Here is a 20,908-nt window from a genome sequence, read left to right on the forward strand (position 1 = left end):
TTCAGTTATTTTGTTCTTCTTTTTCTGCTGATATAAAGTCCTGCCATGCCTCCGGTAGAGATAAACAGAAGCAGAATCGGCAGCCAGATATTTGTGTTGTCACCTGTCTTCGGTGCATCTGATACCTTTGTCTCTTCATGGGACTGTGGTGTTTCCGGTGTGCTCGGTGTTTCCGGAACTTCCGGTTTCTCATTTGTCAGATTGAACGTAACCTCTACAACCGGTGTGTTGTCGTCTGCATAGGCAAATGTCACTTCATGCTTGGTCTGATCCAGTGTGTATCCGTCCAGTGTTTTTGTTTCCACCAGATAATACTTGATTGCCGTATCATATTTGCCATTCTTGAATGTAGCAATCTCATACAGCTTACTCTCAGCATGACCTGCAGCATCTGTTTTTAAGGTTTCCAGAACCTTTCCTTTGCTGTCACGGAGTTCAAATTCTACTCCTTTCAGCGGTTCTCCAGATGATTTATCTGTCTTATTGAGAATGACTTTTCCCCTGGCAATATCATCTTTCATAGCTACTTTCTGGATTTCTCCGGTATCCTTCACCTCAAATGTCACATCCGAAGTCAGGATAAATCCTTTCGGTGCCTGTTCCTCTCGTAAGGTATATTTACCGATTGGCAGTTTTTCAATATAGTGTGCCTCCTCTGTGGAAGTCCAGCTCTCTACTACCTGATCGTCCTTATCAAGAATCATCAGTTTTGCCCCAGGAATCTCTGTATCTCCTGTGATATCTGTCTTGCTGATCTGAACCTTGGTCACATCATCTTTCATCTCATGCTTCTGAATCTCTGCTGTGTTCTCAGCCGTAAAGGTAATGCTCTCTGCAGTAACATATCCGTCTGCCGGTTTTGTTTCTGTCATGGTATACTCTTTACCAACAACAAGTTCTTTGATCACATGCGATTCTTCCGTAGAAGTCCATTCATCAACAACATTTCCGTCTGCATCCGTCACTTTCAGGTGTGCACCTGGAAGTTCTTTGCCTGTTGTCAGGTCTGTTTTTGTCAGTTCCACTGTGGTCGGCTGATTTTCAAACGTAAAGTCATAGCTTACTTCTGCCTGATCTTCTCCGGCATATTCAAAGGTAAACTCCTGCACTTCTTCCGTTGTCACAAATCCGTCCGGTGCACTGATCTCTTTTACATAATATTTTCCATCTACTGGAAGATCTGCCGCAAAAGTGATCTGTCCTTTCTCATCGGTTGCTTTCTGCTCGATGAGGGAATCTTTCTCAAGCAACACATCTCCGTTTACATTTTTGATATCTTCACTGGTATAAAGGCCGAAGACGCCGCCTGCAAGAACACGGTCTGTATCTTTTTCTTTCTTCAGAACAGTAACCTTTACTTTCTGACGGGCATTCTGCCATTTTTCATCATAAGTGATTACCGGTGTGTCCTGATCACGGTAGGAAAGATCAACATATCTCGGTTCTCCATCCAATACATAGCCATGGGCAGTTTTAACTTCTTTCACATAGTATTTGCCTGCCGGGAGATTATCCATTTGTGCAATACCATTGGAATCTGTAGTAATAGTTCCTACTTTTTCATCTGCTTTGTAATAATCTTTGCTGACACCATCTGCCGCTTTGATATCTTCCGCAGCAAATACATCAAAAGTCACATCTGTAAGGCTTCCGGTTACATATTCGAAGAGATGCTCCACAGTGCCTTTTACATTATCCAGAAGTGTCACTTTATCCAGAAATTCTCCATTTTTATTGATGATTAAAAGCCCTGCCGGTACTTCATCCTTCATCTCTACTTTCTGAATCTCTGCGGTATCTTCCAGTGTGAACTTCACATCCGTTGCTTTCAGATATCCATACGGTGCGATTTCTTCACGAAGGGTATATTCCTCACCAACGGTCAGTCGTTTAATCACATGCGGCTGGTCTTTTACAGAAGTCCACTGATCTACGACATTCCCCTCTCTATCAAGAACGGTGAGTTTCGCCCCATCCAGTTCCGCACCTGTTGTCACATCTGATTTTGTAATTTCAACCGTTGTCGGCTGATTCTTCTTCACTGTTTTCAGTTTTACTGTCTTCACGTCCTGCCCCTGATAAGAAGCATCCAGATTCAGAACTTCATCGGAAGAAACGAATCCAGCCGGTGCCTTTATCTCTTTCACATAATACTGTCCGAGTGGCAGATCCAATGTGAAGGAAGCAATTCCATCTTTATCTGATGTCATTTCCTGTAACAGGGTATCCGCTTTGACAATGACTTTGCCTTCTGCTTTGATATCATCTTTGTTATAAATGCCAAAGACTGCACCTTCTACCGTTGCTCCGTTTTCTGCATCCTGTTTTTCTACCTGGATTGCCTGCCTGTAATAAACAAAGAAAAGCGATACCAAATACAGCACCGCCACAAAATGTCAATCCATATGAAATTACCTGTAACATTGTTTTACTCCTCCTGTATTACCCTGCTTCGGCTGTTTCCTCTGGGCGGGTTGTCATAATCTTATAAAGGGAATTCTTCGGGAATCTGTCTACAAACGGAATAATCACATTTCCATAAAACAGAAGTCCTTCCCCCTCATTGCTGTTGGTTACATAAGACAGCTGGGTTGGTGAAATATTCAGCTGTTTCGCCAGAATCTGCCGGTCACCGGATGCCTGGTTGAGCATATAGATAAAATCTGAGTTTTATAGTGATAGGTAAGCCTCTGATATCATCTCGGGCTTTTCCCCCACTCCACACCGTGCATCTATGAATGTTAACTGCATTACTTTATTACACTTGTTTTGTCGACTGGCAGACTGACCAGTCGTCCCACTAGAGGCTGTTGCTCCACTCCCATTACAGAAGCTTCATCGCTCGTGCCTCCGCTCTCACAACGATAAAGGTAAGTTATACAGTGTGTTTTCCTTACCAACAGGTCATAGCATGTGCAACTGCTCGCTGTTCGTTGCTTTCGACGTTCCAATATGATGCAATATACTGTACTTAGGTGCTTCCTTTGAGCCTGCTGATTTCCATTGCCTGTAACAATGCTCCGACTTTCACTTCCACCCAGTTACTTTTCGGTAATCAGCGCCAAACCGTTGGCATACGCTTTTCAACGCATTCGAATTTTAGACTCTTTAAATCGTCAGTTCGTCCCCACTTCCGTGGATACTCACCATATACAGCTTCACTACATAATCACAGGCAACCCACACCTCTGTGAATCTTTCCTCAGCCTTACCTGTTAGGACCTGCTTTTTGCTCTTCACCCTAACTTTTGACAACCCGATAGTTCTTGCACAACTATCACGCTGTAGGGAGTTTGTGTGTGTCCCTTCCGGGCGTTACCCCTTCATTTGAACAACACCATATCAGTTGTATCAGTAGCTTTTCTTTTTACGGACGGCTACTGACCCCGCTGTCTATTCAACAAGCGGAACGTCTCGTCCGATGGAATTCATCCACATAGTAACGGGTGGATTTATGAGCGGAACGGTTGATTGTCACTCGGTTCCATACCTGGTCCTGCACAATCAGCATCCCGATCTTCTTCAGCTGTTTTCCAAGCTCCTTGATATCAAAACATACGATACGGTTGTTGATATCCACATTTGTGCGATGATTAAATACATTTAGGGAACCTGTAACGTAAATCTCCAATGAAGTTGCCAGACGCTGTGCTTCCGGCTCTTCCTGTTTCCGCAGAAGATTGTATAAATCCTCCAGGACTGGCATCTTCTCCGGCACCGGATCAGCGAGATATTCCTGATACACTAACCGCACACAACGGTCAATGATGGTCTTTTCTACCGGCTCCAGTCCGTTCTTTCCACCAACAATTAGTTCACACAGGGACAGGATAAAATCTGCCTTTAAAGACAGCGGATTATCTTCCTCTGAATAGTTCAGGTTCAGATCCATTGGATTAATATACTGGTCTGATACCGGTGAAATCCGGATCACCTGTCCATGCAATGCCTGCACCAGCGGATAATACTCGGCTTCTGGATCGCAGATAATGATATCGTCCTCCGTAATCAGGAAACAGTTCGTAATTTCCCGCTTTGCTGAGAAAGATTTTCCGGAACCCGGTGTACCGAGGATCAGTCCGTTCGGATTCTTCAGTCGCTTCCGGTCAACCATGATCATGTTGTTGGAAAGTGCATTTAACCCATAATAAAGAGCTTCCCCTTCCTGGAACAGTTCCTGCGTCGTAAATGGCACAAAAATCGCTGTTGCCGATGTGGTAAGCCCTCTCTGAATCTCAATTCGATTGACTCCCAGTGGAATACATGACATCAGTGCTGCTTCCTGCTGATAGTCCAGCTGCTTTAAGGAACAGTTGTATTTTTGTGCGATACCCTGCACCTGGAAGATATTGTTATCCAGCTTCTGACGCTTCTTTGCCGTGTTCATCACCAGAACTGTCACAAGGAACATACGCTCGTTTCTGGACTGTAGATCTTCTAACAGGTTCTTGGCTTCTTCCCCGTAGGTCACAAGATCAGAGGGAAGCACATCCATGTCATACCCGGAACGTACTGCCCGCTTCTGCTCTTCAATCTTCATCTTATCCAGGTCTGAAATCTTGCTCTTGATCATCTTGATTGCAGAACTCTGGTCGATGGACTGGATATGAATATTGACATTGATGCTGTCATCCACATCCAGAAAATCTGCAAGCATCCGGTCTGTCAGCTCAGGTGCCAGGATCTGCAGATAGCTCACACTTCCCATGGTCTTTCCCATCAAAAATGTCTGATTCTTGGAAAAGTTAAAGGAAGTCGGTGCAATAAAGTCTTTGGTCTTTAATCCTGTTTCCGGCAGCATCTTATACTGGAACTTAAATGGCTCAATCCGGTCCTGATTGAACACATGATACAGAATCTCCAGACGCTCCAGACCATTTAAGGAATGTGCCTGTGCTCCCAGAACTTTAAAGTTATTCAGGATATCGGCTTCAATCCTCTCAAGCCTCGGTCTTGCCACTTTCAGGCTTTCCGCCTCGATTCCAAAAGTAATATACTTGGTTTTCACCAATCCATTATTTCCCTTGGAAAGCTGATTCTTTAACATGGTTCGATACTCGTCACGAATGTCATTGAAGTCATCGTTCTGATCCGGAATGTCAATGCTTTTCTCAAATTCAGCCACATCCACCTGCTGATTGATAAAGGACAGCTGCACACTGATGGAAGAATCAAAGTAATTTAAGAAATCACAGTAATTCTCAAAGATTGTGGTCTTGTCCTCATTTAACGCCAACTGATAGTTGATGTCATAAAACTGAATCGTCTTAGAGAAAAAGTTCTTCGTCACCTGACAGATACCATCCTGCAGCATCCGCAGATATGGAATGCTCTGCTGTGCGGTCGTAGGAATATTTTTCTGTTTCTTACGCTCCCGCTCCTGCTTTTTTCTACGCTTTTCCTTTTCTCTTTCTTTTCGGCTGCTTTTGTTTCTTCTTTCCTGACGGTTTCTTTTTTCCGCCAGGGACAGACGCTCCTGCTGAGCCTCCTGCTTTGTCTTTTTTGCCATCCGGCACACCCTCCTTTTTTACAAGGGTGGAAATCTCCTGATAAAAATTTTCTGTCTTATATGGTCTGACCGCCGGACAGATAAACTTCTGACGGATGATATTTGCCACCACTTTTTCAAAGGGAAGTCCGTCTTTTTCATACATTGCCATAAAGAAAAACGGCAGCATGATCGTCACCATAAGAATGGCTGCGATGCTGGAACCGATTGGTTTTCTCATGAACAGGTAAAACGGAATCCCCACAACTGCGGCGAGTGAAAAGAAAATCAACTGCCGCTTTGTCAAATTTAAAGCTACTTTTGTCTTGACCTTGGTAAGGTCTTTTGGTACTGGTACATACGCCATGGTATGCTCTCCTTTCTTCGCCACTAATGGGCATTGAATATTGATTTACTAAGGCTTCCGGTCTTGAATAATGAAAATGCAAGAATCACGGTATATGCCGCCACTGAAAACATTGCTGCATGAAGGTCGTTTGATATGGTCATTGCATTGACCAAAACTGCGTAGATACCCACACAGACCATCATGAAGAACCCCTGAAATGCCAGAGCGAACAAGCCTTTTAGATAGTTGTTTCCGATGTTGCCCCACTCCTTATTAGTCATGGTGGCAAACGGAATCGGTGCTATGGAAGTGTAAAGGTAAATCTCAATCATCCTGCCATACAAGATCACCGTAATGATAATTGACAGAATGTGCATGGTAATGCTGATCAACATCGTTTCCATGGATAACAGGAACAAATCCCCTAACTCCATATCCTCCAGGGCATCCACAATCCGTGTAATTGCTTCTGATGCATCTACTGCCGTGTTTCCTGATATCACCCCGGCGGCACTGTTGACCACACGCTGGCCAACATCAAAGACCGCCATCGTGATATTAAACGTATTTGTCACCAGATAAATAGCTACATACGCCTTGAAGATCCAGAGAAAAATGTTGTAAGTCTCAAATTCATGGAAGTTGTTTTTCTGCGTCACCATCGTGATCAACTCATAGCACAGGACAAAGGTGATGATCAGTCCCGCAATGGGGACAATTACTGTCTGGGAAATATTCTGAATCAGATTGAAAATCCCTGCATTCCATCCCTGCGGGGTCTGCCCCACCTGCCCTGCTATGGTTCCCACCTGCTCATTGACATACGAGAACGTGTTATTCAGGCTGGACTTGATCAGCCCGATCAGAATATCCTTTATCGCTTCCGTAATTCTCTCAATGATGGTGTTCATCTACCACTCCTTTTAAGAGAACAAGGTTGCCAGCTGTGGAATCAGGGTAGTTCCCAGCAGCATGATTCCGGCACCAGCCATCAGCTGTTTTATGTCTTTTATGAGAAAATATTGGCTCGAAATGAGCCTTGAAAAGATTAAAATAGATTAAATTTTGATAGATTTTTCTTATTTATGGGAGCCGGAACCTCTTTCGATGGTTCCAAGCTCCGGTATTGGTTTTAAATTGAAATGAATTTCCATTGTGACCGTTTCAGGAGTTCGGCGGTAATTCTCTGTTCCGTCTTTCTCCTGTGGTTCTGAGATAACGATTTTACTGATCAGCCGGTTCAAAAGATTGGCATCCAGTTCTTTAATGTCCACATACTCGCTGATATCCTCGTTCCACTGCTGTGACTGTGCATCCAGTTTTTCTTCTGTATTCAGCACATTCTGGTTCTGGGAAAGTTCCTTTTTGATGTCTGCCTGCTCTTTCTGTGTCTTCTCCAACATCTTATCAAAAACAGATTCTGTAATCTTGTCATTGATCAGATCGTCATACAGTTTTGCAATCAACCGATCTAATGTCTCCAGGCGGTCTTTCTGTTTTGATACCAGCTTCTCCAGACTGTCTCTGTGTCCCTGTGTATCTTCTTCGCATAACTCCTTCACTCGATTTTCCAGTTCTGTTCCATCTCCGGTGACTGCTTTTGCACATTCCTGGATTCTGGTAAGAACTGCATCATACAAATCATCAGCGTCCACCCGGTGCTGGGTGCAGTGTGCTTTTCCCTTATGAATATAAGTGGAACAGGTATAAACTTCATGCTGATCTTTGGTATGCGTCTTCTTTAATGTTAATGCACCGCCACACTCTGCACAACGGAGTAAACCGGCAAACATACTGTATTCTCCCTGTTCTGTCTGGCGTTTCCTGCCTTTCATCTTCGCCTGCACCAGAGCAAATACATCCTGTGGAATGATTGCTTCATGGGTATCCCTGACTGTAATCCAATCCTCCGGTGCTTTATCTCCCTGATTGCCAATCTTAAAACGGTAGTACCGTTTCTGGGAAGCCATGTCTCCACAGTAAACGGGATTCATCAGCAGGGATTTCAGATAGGATTCATCCCATACATATTTCCCATTCTCCGGATCTTTCTTTTCCCATTTGGTGTAGTAAGTGCGAAGTCCCCGTTTCCTGTGCCACCAGGTAGGGCATGGAATCTGCTGGCGTTCCAGTTCTCTGGATATGAAGTTGATTCCATGACCATCCACCGCCCACTGAAAAATTTTCCGGACAATCGGTGCTGTCTCCTCATCAATCAGAAGATGTCCCTTTTCCTCCGGGTCTTTCTGATATCCCAATGGTGGAACAACGCCTGTAAACTTCCCCTTGGTTGCCTGCAGGTGGTAGGAAGCATGAACTTTCTTGGAAATATCCCTGGAATACATCTCATTCAGCACGTTCTTGAACGGAGCAATCTCATTATCTCCGTCAAAGGTATCTACATTATCATACAATGCGATATACCTTACGCCATGCTTCGGGAAAAATTCCTCCATCAGAAATCCGGTCTGCACATGGTTACGTCCTAGACGGCTCTGATCCTTCGTGATCACAAGGTTTACCAGACCTTTCTCGCAGGCTTTGAGAAGTCTCTGCAAATCCGGGCGGTCAGTGTTCAGACCTGTATAACCGTCATCCTGAAAAACATCCACGACCTGCCATCCCTGCGACTGGCAATAATTCACAAGAATATCCCTCTGGTTGGAAATACTGGCACTCTCGCCTGTCAGCTCGTCATCCTTGGAAAGTCGGCAGTATACGCCAACTCTCCATGTTGCATTTCTGTCTGTATTGCTGTTTTGATTTATATATCTGTTGTTCATCTGATACCTCCGCTACTTTGCACATCCTACGCAGATTTCAGATTACTGAACTCATAATCATTATACTGCTTATCTTTCATTATTGCAAGTTTATCTTTTGTTTTCGTGTCACGTATTTTCTGTGCAATCACCTCGGCAAATACTTCTTTTGCGTCCTGATTACCGTCAAAATACACTTTGATATTGATGATTTTCTTCTTCGCTGCCATTGTAAAACCTCCATTTTTTGCAAAAAAAGAGCAGCTAATCCATTTTTCAGATTAACTGCCCAGACTGTTGGTTGCATTTTTTTATTTTCGTATGGATACCTACTGTTTTCGTTCGATTGCCTTGCACTGGCAGACGGCAGGCGGCAGATAGGGTATCTATAAAGACTGCCGTCCGCTCTCAAATCCTGCCGTCACCCATTTCTTTTTATTTTCTTAATCGAATGGTATTTTCCTGCTTTTCATTCATCTGATAATCCAGTTCTTCTTTCATCCGGCTTCTGGCTTCACGCATGGTTCTCTGGGAGATTCCCTGTACTTTTGCCTTTTCATCCAGTTCCCGGATTGTAACGGCATTTCCGTCTGCAAGAAGTTCATAAATCAGTTTCGTTCCCCGTTGCAGCTTTGTTTCTGTCGGCTTTCCTTCCTTTCCATCCAGAAGATCATCGGCAGAAATCTCATAAGCTCCCACCCATCGGAAGCCTTCTTCATCTCCAAGTTTAAATGCCATAGTCTCACCCGGAGGTGCAAGGGAACTTTTCTCATGGATCAGTACTCTTGTTGTCGGATCTTTCTTTACTTTTCCGATGAAAAGCAGGCTCCTCACTGCCGCCATGATGTCAATGGAACCAAGTCCCCGGTAGGTGCTCTGTGTCCCGGAAGATTTGTTCAGATGTCCGATCAGCACAATGGCACAGCCTGTCTGCTCTGCGATCATCCCTAGTTTCCGGAATACCGGACGAACTTCATTTGCCCGGTTCATATCCACATCTGCACCGATAAAAGCCTGTACTGGATCAATGATTAAAAGTCTGACCTGATTCTGACGGATAGCCTTTTCAATACGGTCATCGGATAATGTCAGTGCTTCCTCTGTATCATCAATGACCATAACCCGGCTCAGGTCGGCACCTGCTTCTACCAGTCTCGGCTTGATCGTATCTCCCATGCCATCTTCGGCGGTCTGATAGATCACATTGAAAGGTTCAATTTCTTCCATATTCGGGAAAGTCTTCCGGTTCGTGCAGGCTGCGGTCAGCATCATGGCAAAATAAGTTTTTCCCTCTCCCGGATTACCCTGAATAATTGTCAGCTTTCCAAATGGCAGATAGGGAAACCACAGCCATTCTACACTGGTCTGTTCAATATCTTCGTAACACAGCATCGGCACCAGTGCTTCCTTCTCCGGTGCTTTCATTGTAACTGTTTCTGCGATTGCTTTCTTCCTGTCTACATTTTTATCACAGAGGATTTCATTCCAGTCCTTTCGGGACGGTTTCAGACGGACGACACTGTATCCGTCCGGGATTTCTTCTGCCAGTTTCTCACAGGCTTCATTCCCTGCCCGGTCATTATCCAGACACAGGAATACAGAAGTAATCTGAGGGCGTTCAGAAAGAAAAGCCATCAGTGCCGCACTGGAAATGCCACCCAGACTCAGGTAGCTCCGCTTTTTCCAGTCTTTGGTAAATAATTGTATAAAAGAAAGCAAATCAATGGCTGCTTCAAACACAAACAACTGAGTATCCGTCCCTCTGTGACAGAATCCGCAAGATTTATCAGATCCAGCCACATCTCCCCTGTATTTTATTTCACTTGTTCCCCTGCAATGGGCATATCTAGGAATACCGTCTGCATCTCTGCCAACAAACACCACATTATGGTGCTTCTTTTCTTCATAAACATCCCCACTGCTGATCCATTCCTCCACCAGATTCTTTTCAATCCCTCTGTTTTCTGTCAGATATCTGATGATTCTATCATTATTCTCCTCTTTCTCTGGTAAACGAAAGTCAGGGGACGGGGCGGGGCAGGTACTGTTCCTGCCTTCGCCTTCCTCCCCGATCAGCTTTTTAACTGCTTCCGGAAATGTAGCGTTGTAAAATTCCATCACAAAATCCACCGGATAGCCGCCCCTGCCCTGGCTGTGCCGGTACCACCGGTTTCCGGATACCGTTACACTGTCATGCTTTTTCCAGCGGTATTCCCTGCCACTTTTCACCAACTGTTCCCCCTGTGCGTTCAGAAAAGAAACAAGATTGGTCTGGTTGGCTCTTGTAATCTGTTCTTCTGTATACTGCATTTTTATCATCCTTTCCCATCTGTCCTGCTGACAGACTGTTATAAATTCATCTCATGGTTCCGTTTTTTCTTCACTGCCTGTTGTTTTGCATCACGCTCTGCACACTCTTTCTTCTTTTCATCCAGTTTTCTCAGAAGAGAAGTCTTCTTTTCTGGCTTCTGCTCCGACTGCTTCACCGGCTGTTGCTCTGCCTTCCCATTTTCTTCAAGAATACCTTCCGTCTGAACTCTATGAAATACCGGGAAATTCACCTGCTTCTCCCTTTTTTCTTCTGAACGCCCGGAAGTATCTGCTTCTGCCATTTCCCGGTCACGTCTGGCAATGTCCGCACAGCTCTGTACCTTTTTTACAAACGCAAGTTCCTCCTGATACGGCTGATTATCTGCTTTCAGCTCTTCGATCACCGCCTGGAGTTCTTCTTTCTCCCGTTTCCATCTGGCAGTAGGCACCTTTCCATTTTGATCCAGATGTTGTTTCAGTTCCCGTTCACATTTGCGGTAATAATTGATTTCTTTTTTGTGCTGCTGATAGTATTTCTCCCGTCTTTTCTGAAAATAGAAACGATTATACTCATCAATCAATGGCTGGTTTGTTTTGATTACCTCTGCCATCTTTTCCAGATTCTCCAGTTCCTTTAACTGTTTCCGCTTTTCAGAAATTTCTTTTTTGCTGACAGAAACAACACCGTTCAGTTCCTCAATCCGTTCCTGCAAGTCATCCATCGTCTCTATCTGATGGGTCTGAAGATAATTGATGGATTTTGAAAACTCCTGTAAATTGGAGAGATTCTTCCCTCTTCGTTTCATTTCCTCATAGAAATTTGGAAGTGACGGTCTGCCCTGTGTCTTCTTATCATAATAATCCTGCAAACTCTCCAGAAGTGTAGGGTTCTGCCTACGATCCAGCTCTGCTTTCATTTCCTCATAAGCTGTCTTCATCCACTGAATGGATTCTTTCAGGGAAATGAACATCTGGTTGAACTGCCGGATTGCCCGGTTCAATTCTCCAATAACTGTTTTGATTCCCTTTTTCTCCATTGCCCGGACTTCATATCCCTCATGGATGGTCGGGATCAGTTCAATCCCCTGTTCTTTGTAGGAACGGTGGTCGATTCTGGCTGCCATGTGACATTCCCGGAATTTCCCATTTACTTTCTCTGTCCATGCCCGCCGCCATTCTTTTAAAAGTTCGGGATCATTCCAACCGGTAGTAGAAACAGCATTGAACATATCTTTTCCTTTCGCGTCCTTCACCCGGTTTCCATCCTCATCAAGAATATATTCCCGTCTCTGTTTATTGCCCCAGATTCCTTCCTCTGTAAAAGGACGGATTGGGGCAAGCACATGGAAATGGGGATTATCCGGCTCTTCTTCATTATCCGATTTTCCCTCATGGACTGCCAGATCCACGATCATGCCACGTACCACAAACTGCTCCTGGCAGAATTCTTTCGCCAGTCTTATATTTTCCTCAAGTGTCAGTTCATTCTGCAGGGCAATGTCAAACGAATAGGCAAGCTGCGCCTTGTTGTTCCTTTCTACATGCTCCACCTCGTTCCAGAGTGTTTCCCTGTCTGTCATACGCTCCGGCACATACTCCGGTGTCAGAATTTCTGTAAATACCACGCCCGACTTGCTTGTATAGTCATGTATCTTATTGTAATAACCGTCATAAATCCTCTGCCCGGAAATATAGGCTGCGGAAGCAACCACCATCTGCCCTTTCCCTCTGGATACATGTCTTACTGAAAAATGATACAATGCCATTAACTGTCATCTCCCTTCTCTGTTTTTTTAACCGCTTCTGCAATCTGTTGTCGGTCTTTTTGTGACGCTGAGATATAAGTCTGCCGCACAATACTCTTGTTGTAACTGCTGTTCTGCAGCTGGTTCATTATATTCTGAACATCTTCCTGCTCCAGATCTCTGGACAACGGAAACGCTTTCTCAAACTCTGCCCCTTTGACAATCAGCCGGTGGGAACGTTCTCTGCGTTCCACCACCTTTTTCCTCTGCTCCAGAAGGTTTTTGTTGTGGATCGCAACTTCCAGTTCCTGTCTGCTCTTTTCCATATTTGCCTTTAATTCTTCCAGCGACATGGATTCGTATTTCGGATTTTTTACTCTGCCCACTCTGTCGTCCTCCTTCTTTTCTGTAAATAAAAAGAACCGGCTTATTCATAAATGCCGATTCCTGGGTATAAAAAAACTGAGGTCGTTGTCCTATGATTAGGAAATGCTGACCTCAGCGTTTTTGAAATATTTGGTTGTCACAACGATATAATAGCGGAAGTTTTTAACACCATCCGGATATACTATCATCTCAAATCTGATATCCGGATTTCTTTAACTCTTCCCTATACAATTCAGCTATATATGCCGGACCATTGCACCACAGCTTTGTGTTCTCATCATACAGTGCTTTTCCTGTCTTTGAACATAGAAAATCTGTCAATATCTCTTTTCTGTCCTTGCCCGTTTCTTCTGCAATCTCATCTGTCACCATAGTGATAAGAAGATCTATTGTATAATTCATTTTTTCCTTTGGAATTGTTACTTCAGCCATATCTTCTCACCTTTCACAAATTTCAGACACTTAATGGCGGCTTCTGTTTTGAAGCAATATTGATCTTTTAGTTTATTGGGCAACAACTGTCTGATGCAGAAATCGTCTGCCTCCTTATCGCCTGCTGTCCCGAAAGCCCCGGCAAGGTAAGCAGTAAGGGTAGCGTTTGTTGCATCATCCGCAATCTTTCCTGCAATGATATCATACCTCGCCATTTCACGTTCAACTTCGATAAACATTTTTTTCTTTCGATGAGCTGCAATGCAATGTAACCAGTCTACATCTGCATTTTCAAAAATATGCGTTTCAAGATTTCCTGAAAGGTTGAATTCAAAAGTTGAAATATATCCAAACTTCTGTCCCTCTTCAATTGTTCCGGTTGCGATTGCTTTGGCTATTGAGGTTCTTAGAAAACTTTCTGCCTGCTCCTTGGATGTAGTTAAATAAAATCCCTGCCCAAAATCTTTTCTCTTTGCACATTTGGCAAGATCTGGCTCTTTTACCTCACAATAGCTTCCATGATAGAGAACAAATCCATCTTTTAACTCAAGCACTAATCTCTATCCCCTTTCCTTGCAAAAATTCAGTAATATCTTCAAGCACAGCTTCATCGCCTTCACAATGAAAAATCCCATAACATTTTTCTATATATCCAAGAACATCAGCTTCTTTAAACAAGTGGATAATCTGTTCAACAGGTAAATGCCACTCTTCTGAAGCAAGCCGGATTAATCTTGTTTGCATGAAAGTAATCTCTGTTTTCTCACTCATAATGAATCCTCCTTAATTTCTTGGTCAATAAAACTGGAAGTTCGTAACTCTATTCTTCCAACATAATAGTCTCTTCGTGTGTCTGAACATCCTCTGTGGTCGGGTAAGCAGAAAAAAATGCAATATTCATAACTATAAGAATAATACATACAACGATGATTACTGCAAAGGCTATTCCTATCGTTTTCCATATTCTTTTACGTTGACGATTTCTGATTGCCATCTGTTCAGCAATATGTGCTAGTTGCTCTGCATAAGCATTCTGTTTTTCTTCTGTTGTTTGCACATCACTATCTACCTTGACTTCAAGCAACTGACTTGTTTGAACCTCTAATACATCTGCTAATTTTACAAATACTTCAGCATCTGGAACCGAATAGTTTTTCTCCCATTTTGAAATAGTCTGTCTTGTCACATGAAGTCTGTTGGCAACCTCTTCCTGTGTATATCCTTTTTTCTGTCGATAAGTTTTTATATTTTCACCAAGCATCTCTAGTTACTCCTTTCGTTTGATAAAACTATCATACTGATTAGCCATCAATACATCAAGCAACGCAAATTAACATTCATGCAACGCCCAATATTACAAGGATTCATTAAGTCCTCTATAAACTTGAATTTCTACATTACTCATCATCCTTAATCATATATAACAAATTATTATATCCTGACTGCACAAGTAATTGCTTAAAGCCAGAAAGCACTTCTTCTTTTGTATAATTGTTGTTAATCAAAAACTCACTATCTTTCTCACTAAGGTATTGATAGAAAAGAGCTGCCGCCATTACCTCATTTCTGTCTATATAATCAATGCTATCTAAAAGTATATTCTCTGCTTCGTTAATTTCCCCAGAATCAATCATATCAAGAAAATCTTTCAAATTTTTCCCTGATACTTCATATTTATTTTCTTTTTCAAGTTCAACAGAAACATACTTTTTCCCAAACATTAAAGAAAATAATACTCTTACCATTTCTTTTATCATTCGCATAATATAGTCTTTTTCGTCTGTGAAATACATTTTTCACCTCCATAACTGCCGATTTTTCGTTCTCTGCGACTTCCCGATAAATGGGAAGTTAATTGGTACTATCATAAAATCTTTGCAACACGATTGCCAACTCTTCCGGAGCTTCTATGTTTGCTTCATGACCTGTTTTCATAAGTTCATGGAAGTTGGAATTGTTCAAATAATGGCAAAGTTCTTTTGCAGTTTTTTTGTTTGCATTGTCCTTCTCTCCACAAACGATTAATACTGGACAAGACACCTTATGAAGTGAGTCGCTGAAATCTAATTCAGCCATCGTACCACATAGGTTAATAACATCTGCTTTTTTGAAGCCCATTTTATTGAATGCCGAATTCGGCATAAGATGAAACAACATATTCTGAACTTTTAATAATTTTTTTGGCATTTTATATTGTGCTGCAATTAATACGAGTGCCTTTACTTTATCCGGATGGTCTATCGCATAATTAAGTGTCAAAACAGCTCCCAGAGAAAGCCCACATAAGACAATTTCTTCATTCTCCTTGTCGCATTCTGATGAGAATGCTGAATATAATTCCTTATATGTAGCAGCTTTCCCTTCTAACATCTCTGATAAACTCAAACTGCGACTGCTTTTCGATACTTTCGTTTCTTTTATTACTCTATTCCAACTGTCTGGTTTTTGCCCTAGTCCATGCAAATATAAATACTTCATATATTGTCACCCTTCAAATTTATATTTCATGCTTTCTATCACTTTATATGTCTGTATCTGAAATATTCAGCCACAAACTTTATCGGGAATAGACACTTGTGCCGCAAGGGGAAACTCCCCTTGTACGAAATCTCTGATTTCGCTGTATTTTCCGGATTGAGATTTCTCAAGACCGGGAGCAGCACCGCAGGTCGCACGATACAGGCAAATGTAATTGCCTGTATAGAAGTGCGCTCTTAGCTTTGCTAAGAGATTTTTGCCGTATCCGGCGTGTTATCTTTTTTCGATTTCTTCTACTTTCTTCTGATAAAGTTTCATCAATTCTGCAACACAGGCAGCTTCGCTTTTATAGGCTTCACTGCCTTTTGTAAATCCGTATGCCTGCATGACAGCCATATCGTTCTGGTGATGTGCTTTTCGCAACTCCAGCGGCATGGTCAGTTCATCATAAAGATCTGCAAGGCTACTGTCTGGATATAATGCTCTTGCATCAAGAATTGCCTGTGCAGTCTGTTCGATTTTTTTCCGTTGCTGAGCGGTCGGCTCAGGCCATGGGAAGTTATTATAAACAATATTAGCAGAATACCTATAATCACTTTTCATTCTGCCACAAACAGCTCGCATCCATGCCATATGAATATTTGACGTTAATATTGCAAATTGATACATCGTTGCCTCTGGTATGATAAAGTTAAGATCTGTTGAGATTGTATTATAATCTAAAAATCCCATTGGTACATATCTTCTTCTCTCAGAACTTACTTTTGGCACAAGAATAAATGATGCAGGATTATTCAATTCCCTGAATAGCGTCGGTGTTTCTGCAAGTTTTCTTCTTCCTGCATCTGGCGAATTTTCTCTGTCCTGTTTACAAGCTTCTACCCGCTTAAGTACAAGCGGCATTTTTCTTAACTCTGCTGGTTTAACATCTACCAGCCATAAGCACCACCGCTCTTTATTGTTGATGAACTCAGTTGAACCAACTAATTTTTTAATATAAGGTTTGGCTTGTGGTTCTTTTCTTATAAATTCTTCATAGTCTTCTTTTTCAATAATCAGATTACCGCCATCTGCTGGTCTGTTTCCCGTCGTCATTTGTGGAACATTCCATAATGGCTTGCTGCGATTGCAGATAAATTCATTAGGTGCGTCCAACAAATACGCATTGACATTATTTACTTCTTTAAATCTTCCATCAACATAGATTCTGCGTTTTGCTTGATTTGGTGCAATGCTGAATCCAACAATCACACAATGTACATGCGCTTTCATATTGGCTTCGCTGTCCCACATAAATGTCCGGTGTGCAAAATCTATATGGATCCCAAATCGGTCATATAAAGGTTTCCAGACACCTGCCACCTGTTCTCCCTGCGTAATGGAATTAGTTGATACAAATGCTGTCCGTATAGTTGTTCCCTGCATAAACTGCGCAGCTTTAAAATACCAGCCCGCAACATAATCAATTTTCCCTGCTGTCTTATATGGCTTTCCTTTTTCATCCACGTAAACCGATAAAATATCATTTTTCTGTTCTTTGTTCTGTAGTGAATAACCCACAAACGGAGGATTTCCCATAATATACGAAACCTGATATTTTGGTACAACGCTCTCCCAGTCAATCTGTAAAGAATTGCCTTCCACAATAAACGCATTTGTCGTCAACGGCAGGAAATCCAGATTCATGTGAACGATGTCTTCCGTCTCTTTCATCATCTGTGATTCTGCAATCCACAATGCAGTCTTTGCAACTGTGACAGCAAAATCATTGATCTCGATTCCATAAAACTGATCAATAGAGACATGAATTGGTGAGGATTCATCAAATCCAAAAGTAATCTGTCCTCTCTGCAATTCTTTTATGACTTCATTTTCTAATCGGCGGATACTGATATATGTCTCTGTAAGAAAGTTTCCACTTCCAGATGCCGGATCAAGCCATCGGAGGTTTGACAACTTTTTCTGGAAGTCTCTCAGCTTTTTATCTTTTGTTCTCTGAACCGTTATCTGCTGAATTTCTTTCAATTCATTTTTCAGTTCATCCAGAAACAGCGGATCAATGACTTTATGAATATTTTCAATGCTGGTGTAGTGCATACCGCCGGAGCGTCTTGTCTCAGGATTCAGTGTACTCTCAAATACCGCACCAAATATAGTCGGACTAATTTCTGACCAGTCAAAATCTGCTGAGGCTTTTTCCAGTAAAAGGTTTCTGATTTCATCTGTAAACTGTGGAATTTCAATATCCTCATTTGCAAACAGCCCACCATTTACATATGGGAACTGTGCCAGAGATTCTTCCATGTATGGATCTCTGTCTTCTGGTTTTGTATCAAGCACCTGGAACAGCTCAATCACGGCTTTTCTCATGTGCCTTGTATCAAATTCTTCCAGATAGTCATGGAACATGCCATGCTGTCCAAAAATACCGGCATCCTCTGCATACAGGCAGAATACGATTCTGACACAAAGGATATTCAGACTTTTCATTGCCCGCTCTGTTGTCGAATCAACATATTGTTTTGCCAGTGCATCATACAAAAGCCCTACAATTTCACCTGCGGCAATGGAAACTTCCATTTCTTTCTGAAGATTTGTGTTTCCCTCGTCCACAAGGAACTGTAACCGATAATATTCTTTTTCCAGATCTTCCAACTGGATAATCTCCGGATCGCCACCCGGCTTTTCCATATCGTAAATATAAAATGACTGGAAATTACTGGTTACGATCCATCTTGGTCTTTTTGAATATGGCAATTCGGAAGAATATCTTTTTGCCTGTTCAAATGGTGTCAGCATAGAGCCGTCGGCCTGCCGGATAGCAGCCGTCAGGCTCTTATTTATACTTTTCTGTTCAATCATGACATGGGTTTTCTCAATATACCCATCAATAAAACTGGTGTGGTCAAGGTGTACCTGATCCTCAAAAGAAATAAACTGTGATATTTCCGTTACACCAAATACCGTTGTCAGAAGCTCCACCCAAAAGATCTGACTGTCGCCTTTTTCATATCCACGGTCTTTCCAGTTTTTTGCAAATGCTTTCGCCGCTGCTCTTTGCTGTGTATTTGTCATTGCAGCAACCTCCTGTTATTCATCCTCTGTAAATTCCATCATCTCATCAACAGTGCAGTCCAGCTTCTTGCATATCTTCTCAATCGTCTCCATTGATACATACTGATTTTTTCCCATCCGGGCAAGAATATTACCACTGATCCCAGTGAGGTACTGCATCTCTATCCGCTTCATATTTTTATCTATGAGCATTTTCCATAATCTGTTATAACTTACGCCCATAAGCTACCTCCATATTTCTCATTCAACCATATTTTGATTATATCACGTTTTCGTTAGGTTGAATACCTGTAATTTTTGATTTCTTCTTTAAAATGGAAAAGAGAATGCCCCGGCAAAGAGCAGCCTCTCCAACCATTTATCCCGGTTTAGTCAAATGGAACCTCTCCTTCCGGTGCTTCCATAAATCCGTCCTTATCTGTTTTCTGTGTTTCTGACGAATCTGCACCGGCACCGTTATCCTTGTTCTGAGCAAATTCATGTTCTTCCACAATCACATCTGTGGTGTAAATTGTTTTCCCGTCCTTATCCTTATAATTACCGGTGCTGATACGACCTCCGATCACAATTCTCGTTCCCTTGTGAAGATATTTCTGTGCAAACTCTGCACTCTTTCCAAATGTGACACAGGAAATAAAATCTGCTTCCTGTTCTCCGTCACGTTTATATCTTCTATTTACCGCAAGTGTATATCTTGCTACTGCCATATCATTATCTTTTCCGGCATATTTGATCTCCGGATTCTTTGTCAGTCTTCCCATTAAAATCACTTTATTCATAATCGCTACTGTCCTTTCCGCAGCTACGCTGCCATTGCATATTCTTCATCATCTGGTTCATTGTCCGGCATAAACATTGCACATGCGTCCGGTGGATTAGTATCATCCGGCGAAAACATTTTCCGAATCATTTCATATATGCTCGGATACCGATATGCGATTTCTTCTCTTGCGAGGAATCTGCATACCTTGTAAAGATTCTTTTTCATTTCTGCATCCGTTGCAAGCATAGCTGCCAGATGGATTCTTTCCTTTGTACAGTTCAGATTCGGGCATCCAAACCAGTGGATTATCTGCATTTCTTTCATTTTCAGTTCTGTCATAAACTGCTCCTTTCCAGGCATTTCGCCCTGTAAACATTGTTATCAGTTTCATTCGTCCGGCGGTCTGGCGTGCGTTTCCCTGTCATCTGCAGTCGTCTCAGACTGCCTCTGCCTGCATCAGCAGGCCACTGACCATAAGGCTTTGGTCAGCCGCCCATCATCGGGAGTGTCATTATGATTCCGCTCACTCTCTGTAAAAGAAAGGTCATGGCAGAACTCCTGGTAGACTTCCAGGGTGCACTTATCGGTTGTCAAGGTTCAGCGAAGGAACATTCCAAAACGTCCTCTGATTACTAAAGTCAAATGACTTGGCATGATGCAAAAAATTCGTGATATTTTTTTGCATTTTTATCATTTTTTCTTTTACTTTTGTTAGCTCCTTCACTTACTCTGTATTGGGAGAGATAAAAGCGGACATGATTTTGAAAAATTATGAAAAAATTTTGTTCCTCTACCTATAAAGCTTTTGAAAGTGTATTTACCAACCCCCTTTTGCAAGTTTTTTTCGCAAAAATGAACTATTCCCTCACTAATTGCAAGGTTCAGAGGGTGTTTGGACGGTACTTTCGCAGAAAAATTTATTTTTCTTACTAATCACACGTGGGGACTTGAAGAATGTCAGATGATTTTAAAAAAAACAAAAAAGAAGCACTGACCGTTATGATATGATACCTCTAAAGTAGACAGGTTAAATAACCAAAATCTACTTTGGAGGTATTTTTATGGGTAGAAAACCCAAGTGTACAGTTGAAGAAAAAATTGCTGCTGTTGAGGATTACC

General features: G+C 42.2%; 18 protein-coding genes and 3 pseudogenes. All 21 read right to left on the bottom strand.

Going from position 1 to position 20,908, the window contains the following annotated elements:
* Positions 1-5: 5 nt before the first annotated feature.
* Positions 6-2,342: pseudogene (locus KQI87_RS07540) on the bottom strand (SpaA isopeptide-forming pilin-related protein); the annotation flags it as partial.
* Positions 2,343-2,442: 100 nt separating this feature from the next.
* A pseudogene (locus tag KQI87_RS07545) lies at positions 2,443-2,670 on the bottom strand (conjugal transfer protein TraE); the annotation flags it as partial.
* A 751-nt stretch (positions 2,671-3,421) separates the two neighbouring features.
* A pseudogene (locus KQI87_RS07550) lies at positions 3,422-5,509 on the bottom strand (VirB4-like conjugal transfer ATPase, CD1110 family); the annotation flags it as partial.
* Positions 5,391-5,855, bottom strand: a complete 465-nt coding sequence (locus KQI87_RS07555; protein WP_216459615.1) for a PrgI family protein — start codon at positions 5,853-5,855, stop codon at positions 5,391-5,393. The gene KQI87_RS07555 and the pseudogene KQI87_RS07550, both read right to left, overlap by 119 nt.
* A 23-nt stretch (positions 5,856-5,878) precedes the next feature.
* Complete coding sequence (locus tag KQI87_RS07560; protein ID WP_216459616.1) at positions 5,879-6,748, bottom strand: VirB6/TrbL-like conjugal transfer protein, CD1112 family; 870 nt, start codon at positions 6,746-6,748, stop codon at positions 5,879-5,881.
* A gap of 12 nt (positions 6,749-6,760) precedes the next feature.
* Positions 6,761-6,892 carry a Maff2 family mobile element protein gene (locus tag KQI87_RS16980; protein ID WP_330655738.1) on the bottom strand — a complete coding sequence of 44 codons (132 nt, stop codon included), beginning with the start codon at positions 6,890-6,892 and terminating at the stop codon, positions 6,761-6,763.
* A gap of 24 nt (positions 6,893-6,916) precedes the next feature.
* Positions 6,917-8,620, bottom strand: coding sequence for a recombinase family protein (locus KQI87_RS07570; RefSeq protein WP_117557740.1), 1,704 nt, complete (start codon positions 8,618-8,620; stop codon positions 6,917-6,919).
* A 26-nt stretch (positions 8,621-8,646) separates the two neighbouring features.
* Positions 8,647-8,829, bottom strand: coding sequence for a hypothetical protein (locus KQI87_RS07575; RefSeq protein WP_117557738.1), 183 nt, complete (start codon positions 8,827-8,829; stop codon positions 8,647-8,649).
* Positions 8,830-9,034: 205 nt separating this feature from the next.
* Entirely contained in the window at positions 9,035-10,909 is a 1,875-nt protein-coding gene (locus KQI87_RS07580; protein ID WP_173907444.1) for an AAA family ATPase, read from the bottom strand.
* Positions 10,910-10,947: 38 nt separating this feature from the next.
* The gene (gene mobQ / locus KQI87_RS07585; RefSeq protein ID WP_117557734.1) at positions 10,948-12,675 is read right to left on the bottom strand and encodes a MobQ family relaxase; all 1,728 of its coding nucleotides are present in this window, start codon (positions 12,673-12,675) and stop codon (positions 10,948-10,950) included.
* A complete protein-coding gene (locus KQI87_RS07590; protein ID WP_117557732.1) occupies positions 12,675-13,040 on the bottom strand; it encodes a DUF3847 domain-containing protein in 366 nt (121 codons plus the stop codon). Before KQI87_RS07590 ends, mobQ begins: the two co-directional genes overlap by 1 nt.
* Positions 13,041-13,230: 190 nt before the next feature.
* A complete protein-coding gene (locus tag KQI87_RS07595) occupies positions 13,231-13,473 on the bottom strand; it encodes a hypothetical protein (RefSeq protein ID WP_055158449.1) in 243 nt (80 codons plus the stop codon).
* On the bottom strand, positions 13,461-14,027 hold the full coding sequence (locus KQI87_RS07600; protein WP_118700264.1) for a DUF3990 domain-containing protein: 567 nt from the start codon (positions 14,025-14,027) through the stop codon (positions 13,461-13,463). Before KQI87_RS07600 ends, KQI87_RS07595 begins: the two co-directional genes overlap by 13 nt.
* Positions 14,020-14,244, bottom strand: a complete 225-nt coding sequence (locus tag KQI87_RS07605; protein ID WP_015553412.1) for a DUF3791 domain-containing protein — start codon at positions 14,242-14,244, stop codon at positions 14,020-14,022. Before KQI87_RS07605 ends, KQI87_RS07600 begins: the two co-directional genes overlap by 8 nt.
* Before the next feature lie 49 nt (positions 14,245-14,293).
* The gene (locus KQI87_RS07610; RefSeq protein WP_021859523.1) at positions 14,294-14,734 is read right to left on the bottom strand and encodes a helix-turn-helix domain-containing protein; all 441 of its coding nucleotides are present in this window, start codon (positions 14,732-14,734) and stop codon (positions 14,294-14,296) included.
* 136 nt (positions 14,735-14,870) lie between these two features.
* On the bottom strand, positions 14,871-15,266 hold the full coding sequence (locus KQI87_RS07615; protein ID WP_117557728.1) for a DUF6483 family protein: 396 nt from the start codon (positions 15,264-15,266) through the stop codon (positions 14,871-14,873).
* A gap of 58 nt (positions 15,267-15,324) precedes the next feature.
* Positions 15,325-15,951, bottom strand: coding sequence for an alpha/beta fold hydrolase (locus KQI87_RS07620; protein ID WP_117557726.1), 627 nt, complete (start codon positions 15,949-15,951; stop codon positions 15,325-15,327).
* Between the two features lie 273 nt (positions 15,952-16,224).
* A complete protein-coding gene (locus KQI87_RS07625) occupies positions 16,225-19,026 on the bottom strand; it encodes a DNA methyltransferase (protein ID WP_216419444.1) in 2,802 nt (933 codons plus the stop codon).
* Between the two features lie 15 nt (positions 19,027-19,041).
* Positions 19,042-19,248 carry a helix-turn-helix domain-containing protein gene (locus KQI87_RS07630; protein ID WP_195657242.1) on the bottom strand — a complete coding sequence of 69 codons (207 nt, stop codon included), beginning with the start codon at positions 19,246-19,248 and terminating at the stop codon, positions 19,042-19,044.
* A 146-nt stretch (positions 19,249-19,394) separates the two neighbouring features.
* Positions 19,395-19,805, bottom strand: coding sequence for a single-stranded DNA-binding protein (locus KQI87_RS07635; RefSeq protein ID WP_055307236.1), 411 nt, complete (start codon positions 19,803-19,805; stop codon positions 19,395-19,397).
* A gap of 23 nt (positions 19,806-19,828) precedes the next feature.
* Complete coding sequence (locus tag KQI87_RS07640) at positions 19,829-20,128, bottom strand: hypothetical protein (RefSeq protein ID WP_242858680.1); 300 nt, start codon at positions 20,126-20,128, stop codon at positions 19,829-19,831.
* Positions 20,129-20,908 lie beyond the last annotated feature (780 nt).

It is taken from the genome of Blautia sp. MSJ-9 (assembly GCF_018919065.1).
GTDB lineage: Bacteria > Bacillota > Clostridia > Lachnospirales > Lachnospiraceae > Blautia_A.